Source organism: Bacteroides sp. An322 (assembly GCF_002161765.1).
In the GTDB taxonomy this organism is placed as follows: Bacteria; Bacteroidota; Bacteroidia; order Bacteroidales; family Bacteroidaceae; genus Phocaeicola; species Phocaeicola merdavium.
Map to the genome: position 1 here is coordinate 1 of NZ_NFIN01000047.1, position 9,111 is coordinate 9,111.

A 9,111-nucleotide genomic window follows, 5' to 3' on the forward strand; every position below is an offset into this window, starting at 1 on the left:
AAAAAGAAACACCGGAAGCGGTGCTTCCTGCATCGCTGTGCGCAAAAATAATGGTTTTTCGGAGAATAACAAGGATTATAGAGGTTGTTTTAAATGAAAGAGCCGTGGGGCTGTGTAATTATTTTGGCATTTGATTGTGCGTTTTTATTTAAAAATCAATATATTTGCCAAATAAATAATTATGCTAATTATGAGTGGTCAGACTATTAAAAGTTGGTTAGTTGGGATTTTGATTGTATGTTTTTGTCACAATATTTGTGCCCAACATGTAACGAAAGAGCAGTTGCTGAAGTTGTTTTATCAGGCGAATGTGGCTCAGAAAGCTAATGACACAGATAAAGCCATTGACATTTATCTTTCTGTATTGAAACTTTCGCCCGGTTTGCCGGATCCTTATTTGAAGTTAGGGAAATTATATGCGGCCAAAGCAGATGCCGTTTCGTTAAAAAAGGCTTGCATCTGCTTCTCTAATTACTTAAGATTAAAACCGGAAGCATCGGATGCTGAAGCTTTGAAATCGGAAATAAGCCGTCTTACCGCTTTGGCGGAAAAGGGGGAAGGGGTTCGTCCTATTGAAATCAAGCAACCCGAACCTGCCGTGGTGTTGCCTGTAACTTCTGGTGAGATTGCTTCTGTGGCAGTGGAAAAAGTACAGGAAAAAGTAGCGTCTCCTCAAGATACGGTGGTAACGATACCAAGAGTGATGCCGGCCGAACAAGACATTGTAGCTTCCATCGATTCGAGATTGCTGGGACGTTGGGCTTCGGATGAGTTGAATTTTGATGGCCGGGAGATGTGGATTTTTGATATTTACGCGGAGGATAATGCCATGTGGATGCAACTGACCGATAGTGCTTATATGAAAAAGAAAGATATCTGGTTGGCTAATGCTTCCGGGCTTAAAGCGAAAGGTATGCAACGAGGAGACAGCTTGGTGTTCTCTTTCGAGATAGAAGAGAAGAAAGACCTTTTGCCGTCGGAGAAAGAGGACGGAAAAACGGATGCCCTGTCTACTATCATAGATGACATCTTGAGTTTTGATTTGGGCAGCCTGATGGGAGGAAATGATAGGAAGCGGAAAGAAGATTCTACGGCACTGGCAATGGATACGGTTGCCCTGGATTCGGCCGCTTGGGTTGAACCTAAAATCATACATGCTTATGTGTTTACTTTGAAGTTTGACGGCATGAAGCTTGAAGGAAGAGTGAATACGCGGATGTATGACGCTCATTCAAATGGAGGCTATTTGTCGGATTTGAGCCATACGTGCGAACTCTTTAAGGCACCCGATGATTATCTCGGCTTTACGTATGTGCAACCTTCTGATGTGGAGTTGTCAAGTATGCCCGAACTTTGCGAAATCTATAACCAAAAAAGACGTGCGTCTGATTCTGATAATGTGTCTTCCTTGAATGATTTAGGATGCCTTTCCATGTGGGGAGTAGGTACGCATCGCAATATGAAAATGGCACTATCTTATTTTATGGAAGCATCGATGAAGAACAACCTCTTTGCGACTTTGAATCTGGCTTTGTTGTATCAGGACGGTTATGGAGTAGAAAAGGATTTGAACAAAGCCCGTGATTTGTTTATGCGTGCCTATGAATCGGGGTATACAGATGCGTTGGTGCTGTGTGGAGATTCGTATTGGGAGTCGGAAGACGGGATGACCCCCGATTACTCGAAGGCGTTGGCATGTTATCAGAAAGCGATGTTGCGCCGTTGCCCGTATGCGGCTTTCCGTTTGGGATGGTTGTATAATGAAGGCTTAGGCGTGGAGCAGGATACGGTGAAAGCCTTGAATTATTATAAGCAGGCTGTATCGATGTCTTATCCGGACGCTTTGGCTGATATGGGAAGTTTTTACCGTAAAGGAATACTGGTGGAACGGGATTATAAGAAAGCGATGGAATATCTGCAAAAGGCTGCGGCCAAAGAAAATGTAAAGGCTATGTATGAGATTTACCAGATGTTTTTGCGCGGTGAAGGTGTCCAGCCCGATTTTAAATTAGCCAAAGAATGGTTGCGCAGGTCAATGGATGCGGATAATTCAATATTGAAGGGATACTCTTCAATAAAGAAACAGATAAAATCGATTATTCACGCTAAAAAATAGAGCTTATGCGGAGGGTTTTAGTGGCTTTCTTTTTATGTTTGGTCTCTGTTGTTTGTGCAAACGCAGGCAATGGAAAGGCTGATGTAAGTTTTGCAAGTCGGAAAATAAAGCAATTGGCCTCCTTGTTGCCGATGCGGCAGATTCCGGACCGTGATACGATAATAGCTGTGCCTCAGGTGATTAAAAACAAATCGTTGGTGTTTCTTTTTAACGACCGGAAAGAAGTGTCCCATATCGGATTGTCTTTGTTTAGTGATGCGACAAAACTTCTTTTGGATAAAAGTATTTGTAATTTCTTAGAGCGTTGTTTGCTTGAGCTGCTGTTGCAAGAAAGCAACCAGTCGGTACAGCGGAAACTGACGGAATACCATATCGGTTTGTTTTTGGATGGTAAGGCTTATGGTAAAGGGAATATGATGTCTTTAAGCAATATGCTGGAACTGATGGAAATGCCTGTGAACTTTTCTTTGCGGCATAAGGATAAGCAGGCGGAAGCTTATTGGAAGTTCGGACATCACACGCTAAGTATGTCGTTTCCTTTGTATCGGGAACTGATAGACGGGACAGACAAGAAAGAGTCTGATGATAATGTCTATCATCAATTGCAGGTAGCGGTTTTTGATACCGCGACGCTGGTTGACAAACCGGTAGATAAGCAGAATTTGCAGCCGATTGAAGGAGGAAAGGTATGGGTGAATAAGGGAGAAGTGTTTGCGGTTCAGCCTCTGTCTTCCAATCGGTATTATGTGTGGAACGGAAATCAATATGTTCCGCTTTTTCAGAAGGAATATGTAGAATATTCGGCTAATAATTTGTTTCAGACTTATCTGAACGGAAAAGGAAAATTCCTGTTGATTACCCATCGTAAGTATGGGCAGTTTACTCCGGAAATCACCATACCTCTTCTGAATTTTCTAAAATGTTTTGCCGATGATTTTATCACCTATTCTTATACGGGATATAACAGGAAAGGGAATTTAGAAACCATAGTGGTTTTCAGCCATAAGAAACTGAATTACATTCATTTGTTGAAAGTATCGCTGGACGCGAAGCAATTATTTGCCACGAATCCGGTGTTGAAAGCTGATTTTTATTCCAATATACCGCAACAATATATTAAAACGTTATTACAATGAAAAAGGTTAAGTTGATTTTATTATTCGTGTTGATACCATTGTTTTCTTTTGCTCAGTTAGAAGATACGAAGCTTGTTATTACCGATGGTTTGGATAATGCTTCTTTGAAAGCTGTTATGGAGAATAATGTATCTTTGTTTTTGAAGGCTTGCAATGTAGCTGTGATGGAAGGGGAAAAGCCCGATATTGAAGAAGGATTGACGAAGGACGCCGAGGAGGTGCTGAAAGAAATGTGGAAAATGAGTCCCATGTCTTGTCCGGTATCTACGGTGGAGGAAGTTTGTTTGCAAACTTCGGAAGGATATCAAGTGAGGAATATTCCAGTGACTATGATGGCGGCTGCCGAAGGGGAACAAGACCAGGAACTGGTGCTTCATTTTACTTCTTCTGGTTTGATTGATAATATTTCGATAGCCCTTGAAGAACATAGGTATAAAGATATTATTGCCGAGCATGAATCTGTTGAGGATTTATATCGTCGTCAGGTGATTATAGATTTTGTGGAAAATTACAGAACCGCTTATAACCGGAAGGATTTGTCGTATATCGAATCTGTATTCAGTGACAATGCGTTGATTCTTACGGGAAAGGTCATTCGTGAGAAGCCGAAGTCGGATTATGCCATGCGTGCTTTGAGCCGCGAGAAGATAGTCTATCAAAAACGTACGAAGAAAGAATATATTTCGAATTTGAAAAAAGTTTTCAAATCGAATAAATATATCAATGTGTTGTTTGATGAGGTTGAAGTCATCCAGCATCCGAAACTGACTGATATTTACGGAGTCACGTTGAAGCAAGAATGGAATTCTGACAGATACCGTGATGTCGGTTTTATTTTTCTGATGATAGATTTTCAGGATGAAATGCATCCGTTGATTCAGGTTCGTACATGGCAGCCAGAGAAATTGGATGGAAAAGTGTTGGCTCGTGAGGAAGTGTTCAATCTGGGAGATTTTGATATAGTTCGCTCTTTAGTAAACGATTAACCAATATGATTAAATTATGAAAAAGAAATTGTTCTTGTTGTTAGGTGGATTAGTATTGGCCATAGCGTCAGCTTTTGGCCAGCGGAGTTTGGAAATAAAAGATATCACTAAGCCTCGTGATGTGTTTTCGGGGAAGGATACGGAGGCAGGTATTGTGATTTCTTGTCCTGCTAATATTAAATTGACTATTGAGTCATCGCATGATAAGGTTGTTGATGTATATAATACGGAAGATAAGGGAGAAGAAATTTTTTATTATCTGCGGTTTGAAACAGGCAAGCGCTATCGTGGGCGTAAGTTGACAATCAGGGCCGATGGATATGCTCCTGTAACGATTATGGCGGAATTGAATCCGAAGGAATTAAAACGTTATCAGTTGATAGACCCGGATGTAGAATTTGTTTATGGGTGTTATTATGAATATCGTAAGCGGGGAACAGAATATTTCCAGCAAGCGATGTATTCGGAAGCAAGAGAACAATATGCCATTGCCCAGGAATGTTCTGACTGTCCCGAAAATTCAGGGCTGGATGTGTTGATTGCGAATATCGATTCTATTTCATCTTATAAAAGTAAGGCAGAGTCGGCATTCGAATTGATGGATTACGAATTGGCAAAAGAATATTATGGCAGAGTCCTGGCATTGAATCCTTCTGATGAAAGTGCATCTTCAAGATTGTTTGATTGTACTCGTAATTATAATATTGATTGCCAGAAGAATTATGATGCGGCAGAGGCCTACCGCTATGAAGGGGAGTATGAAAAGGCGATAGCCCTGTATCAGAAAGTGGTCGACGCCAATTGCCAGAATGCGGTTCTTGCAAGTGCGAACTTGAAAGCGTTGCGCAAAGATGTGTATAGCCGTAAGCAGCGTGCGCGTGCTTGGTTGTACGAATGGAGTAAAAGTGCTCCTATTGGTATTACTACCGGTACTTATAAAAGCAGGGTAGGCGGCTATTTTAGTTTGAGCTTTAATCCGGATCTTTTTAAGGCGATGCAGAAATCATATAATGAGGTAGATGAAGCCGAATTTAACGTTTCATTTGGTTGGACGGTCAATCCGGTGAAGAAATATCCTGTCTGGATTTTCTTTGGCGTTGGTTATACGGGTGTCGGTGAATTTGTGGATAGTGAGGGCAATCGTTATTTCGAGCCGGAAGAAAGTACAAGTACCGCCATGGATGAAGAATTGCCTGTTTATGGTGAAGAAGAGAATAAGCCCGATTTTAAGGTGTACAGTGGAATATCTCCGGAGATAGGTATTGCCGGTAAGATTTTTAATATTTTAGTACTGCGTTATACCTTCCAATATCGTTTCTCTGTATCGAAAGAATACGAAGATAAGTTCAGCAGGACCCGTCACGCTATCGGTATTGGTTTCTGTTATTGATTCCTGTTGGGAGCAAAACAAAAAGGGCTGGCTTTATTTGCGGAGTCAGCCCTTTTTGTCTGGTTGAGTTCACCAGCAGAATCCTGTCCTGCCGGAAGGAAAAGTAAACATTTTGGCAGAAGGCAATATCAAAGAATTATAGTTTGATTAACTCAGCGATACTTTGGCGTGTTTGGCGTATCTTCTGGTTTACTTCCTTACTATATTGTACATTTTCGTTTTTAAATAGATTCTTGTATTTACACTTGCTGATTTTAAATTTGAGGTCGCCATCGTTGCCTGTGATTTTTATTCCAAAGTCTATCGGGATGGGTGACTTTAGCATATCAATGTGGTAATTGTAATTCATGTCTATCCCGTGGTTTCCTCCTATGATAGCTTTGTATCGGTCCCATTCGACAGCAAATGGGATGACTTCGATTTTTCCGTTGTTCATTACAATGTTGGCTTCCAGTTGGTTGATGACTTTGTTCGTTCTGTCTTTGAATCGGAATCGTTTGGCTATTTCATTAAAAGTCTTGTTGTCTAAAACTACTAATTTCTGTCCCTTGAAGGTACAGATAGCCTTGGTTGAGGCTAAGACTGGCAACATTTGGTTGTCCAGTTGGGTAAAGGCAGTGACATGGCAATCGGCCAGTCCATCCATTGATTTGGTTAAAGGGAGCATCGTGCCTATGGTAGGGATGACTTTATGGATTTGCGCTACCAGAATATCTTCCAGGTTGATATCGAAAACAGTTTTTATGTTATCTTTTTGATGACTGTCGTAGAGCAGATGGATGGCTGTTTTGCCTAAATTTGTTCTGGTAGAGAAATCGGCTAAAGCCTTTTGCTCTTTTAGTGTGATGTTTCCCTTGATTTGTTGCAGGCTCATTTCTTTGTAATTGCTTTCATCGATATCGAAAAGGATATTCAGTGAAAGGTTTTTCGGCAGATAGATGCTGCGGTCGGTAATGGTGGTTTCTTTTTTAATGGATTGTATTTTTTGTTCAAAATTATCGATGGTGAGGTCTTGTATGTTTCTTGTTTCTTTCTTTTGGTTGTTTGCTTTCCCGTATAGAAACGTTTGGTAGAGTTCGTCATAGTCGATATATTGCGCGGACATTTGCAACGAACCTTCCAGTTCTTTTGTTTGGGAGTCGGCAGCCAATGAACCGGATAAGAAACAATCCGATTTTCCGGCTTGTATTTCGAAGCGGTTTAATGAAAATTGGTCATTTTGAAAATGCAGGAATCCTTTGGGTATATTTATTTTCAGCGGGAATAAAGCTGTATAGACCTGTGAATTTTTCAGTTCGATGATTCCTTTGATGTCCCATGTCCTGCCTTGATGAGATGAGGGCCTGAATTCAGCTATGAAATTGCTGTTTCTCAATATAGCGGCATGTTGTTGTCCCGTATCTACATATCTGAGCATATCGGCCTTTACGACCAAGGCCCTTTCTTCTTTCAGCGGGTTGGAGGGTGAAGCCTTGCTTCCGGCATGTATTTCGATGTTATTTCCCGCTATCCATTGTTTTTGGTTTGTTTGGGCACGTAGGTTGCTACATTCGGCATGGGCGGTAATGGGTTGTATCGCTTCTTTGTTTGGAGTCAGGGTCGTATTGGTGCGTATGTGGAGTTGCGACAGATTGAGGTTTGTCGCTTGCTTATAGACTACGTGAAGCGTGTCGATGTCAATAATGCCATTAAGAATTTCGTTTTCTTTAATGAAATCACTTTTGTTTTTTTGGTTGCCTATATGGATATTGACGTTTTTCGTATATAAATTTAGTTTTTCTTTTTCATTAATGGCTGAAATGTTGTCTGCCTGGAAATCGCCTTGGATTTTAATTTGTTGGAATTTTTGTTTCAATACGTCGTCCCATAAGAAGGCGCAAGCCATATCCATCTTGACTTTCCCTTCCATTTGGGTGGTATTTTCAGGCAAGAATTCTTTGCTGAATCGGTTGAAGTCTAAATTCCCTAAGATGTCGGCTGCAATGTAAGGATTGGTTAAGAGGTTGGAAATCATGCACCTCATATTGATTTTACTGCCTAATCCTTCAGCATTTAGATTGTCTATGGCAAGGAAAGAAGAATCCGGTTTGTCCTGCAGGTGATTGAAATTAAGATTCAGGCTTAATTTATCAATTCCGTAAGGCATATCCTTTCGGATTAAAGAGCCGTTTTGTATAAATCCGCTTATCTGAATGTCAGGCAAAGTGTCTCCTCTGGTCGCTCCTTCGATGCTGCCTTCCAACGCTACTTTACCGTTAATCTTATAATCTTTGCATTGTGAGATAGATTTTTCGGGGATAAATTCGATTAAGTCTTTCAGGTCGGCTGCTAATAACTTGAAACGGAGGTCTACGTCAGGAGCTTTTCCTTTTTCTGTCTGATGGATTGTGCCGTTCAGCGAGAAAGGGAAATCATTGACCATTAGTCTGGCGTCATTCAGCGTGATGGATTTGAATTTATTGACAGCGTTACAATGAGAAGTTAATGTAAGCGATATGTTTTTGTTGGGGATAAATGCCTTGTTGTCCGAATAGATTTGGGGGATTTGCACAGTCAGGTCGAATTCCTTGTCGGGCATACCCAATTCGCCTTTGGCTTCCGCATAGGCTTGTGAGACTTTCCATGTAGTCCCTTTTTTAGTCAGATAAGACAAGCTGCCTTCGTATACTTTTATTTTATTTACTTGCAGGTGTACTTTTTGTTTACCCTTGTTCGGCTTTTTTTTGACTATAGGCAACATCTTTTTCCCGCCTATACAGTGAATATAGGGTTGGTATACTTGTATGTTATTGATGCTCAGTTCTCTGTTTTTTAGGAACTGCGTGAATTGTATGCTGCCGGTCGCTTTCTTGAATGTACCAGACAGAACATATTTTATGGAATCGTGTGGAGTGCGTGCCGGCAATTTGATTTTCCCTTCTTTTACAGCGATAGAGATGGTAGGCCATGTATCCCAATAGCTAAGTTCGATTGATTGACAATCAAACAAGATATTGGTCTGTTCGTTAACCTCTTGTTTTATCAAGTTTGTCAGCTTTTCAGGTGTCAGGTAGAATGTTTTTGCTACTACAAATGCAATAACGGATAATAAACCGAGACCCAATATGACGGTTAAGATGGAGATGAGTGTAACTTTTAAATATTTCATAGCTTACGGCGGGTTAAGATGTTTATTTTTATTGCAGGCACTTGTTGGTTTTCACTTTGTTGTAACTCCATGCAAGTATTTGGCAAAAATAATCATTTTTTTGTATATGTAGCGATTCCACCGTTTTTATGCCATGCGTATTTGTACTTTTTTATTAAGAAGCTGTTTTGAATTTATCGTGTGATGATTTGGGATGAGTTTTTGAGGCATTTTCGCTTCTGTGATAAGGAAGATAGCGGGCTATCTGACGAAGAACAGGAGCGAAAAGGACCAAAAAATCGCCCAAAGCACACACGAAAACGGATACATCAAGCCAAGAAAAACTTTTTGGAGAA

6 protein-coding genes are annotated in these 9,111 nt (G+C 40.7%); 4 read left to right on the forward strand and 2 right to left on the reverse strand.

Features of this window, described 5'->3' with window-relative positions:
• Positions 1-283: 283 nt before the first annotated feature.
• From B5F91_RS14445 to B5F91_RS14460, 4 genes are read left to right on the forward strand one after another with little or no spacing between them, the layout of a single operon-like run.
• A complete protein-coding gene (locus B5F91_RS14445; RefSeq protein WP_158099931.1) occupies positions 284-2,116 on the forward strand; it encodes a tetratricopeptide repeat protein in 1,833 nt (610 codons plus the stop codon).
• 5 nt (positions 2,117-2,121) lie between these two features.
• Positions 2,122-3,252, forward strand: a complete 1,131-nt coding sequence (locus B5F91_RS14450) for a hypothetical protein (RefSeq protein ID WP_144025137.1) — start codon at positions 2,122-2,124, stop codon at positions 3,250-3,252.
• The gene (locus B5F91_RS14455; protein WP_087212976.1) at positions 3,249-4,238 is read left to right on the forward strand and encodes a hypothetical protein; all 990 of its coding nucleotides are present in this window, start codon (positions 3,249-3,251) and stop codon (positions 4,236-4,238) included. The genes B5F91_RS14450 and B5F91_RS14455 overlap by 4 nt, the downstream gene beginning before the upstream one ends.
• A gap of 16 nt (positions 4,239-4,254) precedes the next feature.
• The gene (locus B5F91_RS14460; protein ID WP_087429732.1) at positions 4,255-5,628 is read left to right on the forward strand and encodes a tetratricopeptide repeat protein; all 1,374 of its coding nucleotides are present in this window, start codon (positions 4,255-4,257) and stop codon (positions 5,626-5,628) included.
• Between the two features lie 136 nt (positions 5,629-5,764).
• On the opposite strand, the gene B5F91_RS14465 is transcribed toward B5F91_RS14460, so the two are convergent.
• Positions 5,765-8,776 (reverse strand): hypothetical protein, encoded by a 3,012-nt coding sequence (locus B5F91_RS14465; RefSeq protein ID WP_087429733.1) that lies wholly within the window; start codon positions 8,774-8,776, stop codon positions 5,765-5,767.
• A 154-nt stretch (positions 8,777-8,930) separates the two neighbouring features.
• A partial coding sequence (locus B5F91_RS15335) for a hypothetical protein (RefSeq protein WP_204244704.1) occupies positions 8,931-9,111 on the reverse strand: 181 nt, incomplete at its 5' end.

Excerpts from the sequence above, each read along its gene's own strand:
- B5F91_RS14450 (WP_144025137.1), top strand. The coding sequence starts at position 2,122 with ATGCGGAGGGTTTTAGTGGCTTTCTTTTTATGTTTGGTCTCTGTTGTT.
- B5F91_RS14455 (WP_087212976.1), top strand. The coding sequence starts at position 3,249 with ATGAAAAAGGTTAAGTTGATTTTATTATTCGTGTTGATACCATTGTTT.
- B5F91_RS14460 (WP_087429732.1), top strand. The coding sequence starts at position 4,255 with ATGAAAAAGAAATTGTTCTTGTTGTTAGGTGGATTAGTATTGGCCATA.
- B5F91_RS14465 (WP_087429733.1), bottom strand. The coding sequence starts at position 8,776 with ATGAAATATTTAAAAGTTACACTCATCTCCATCTTAACCGTCATATTG.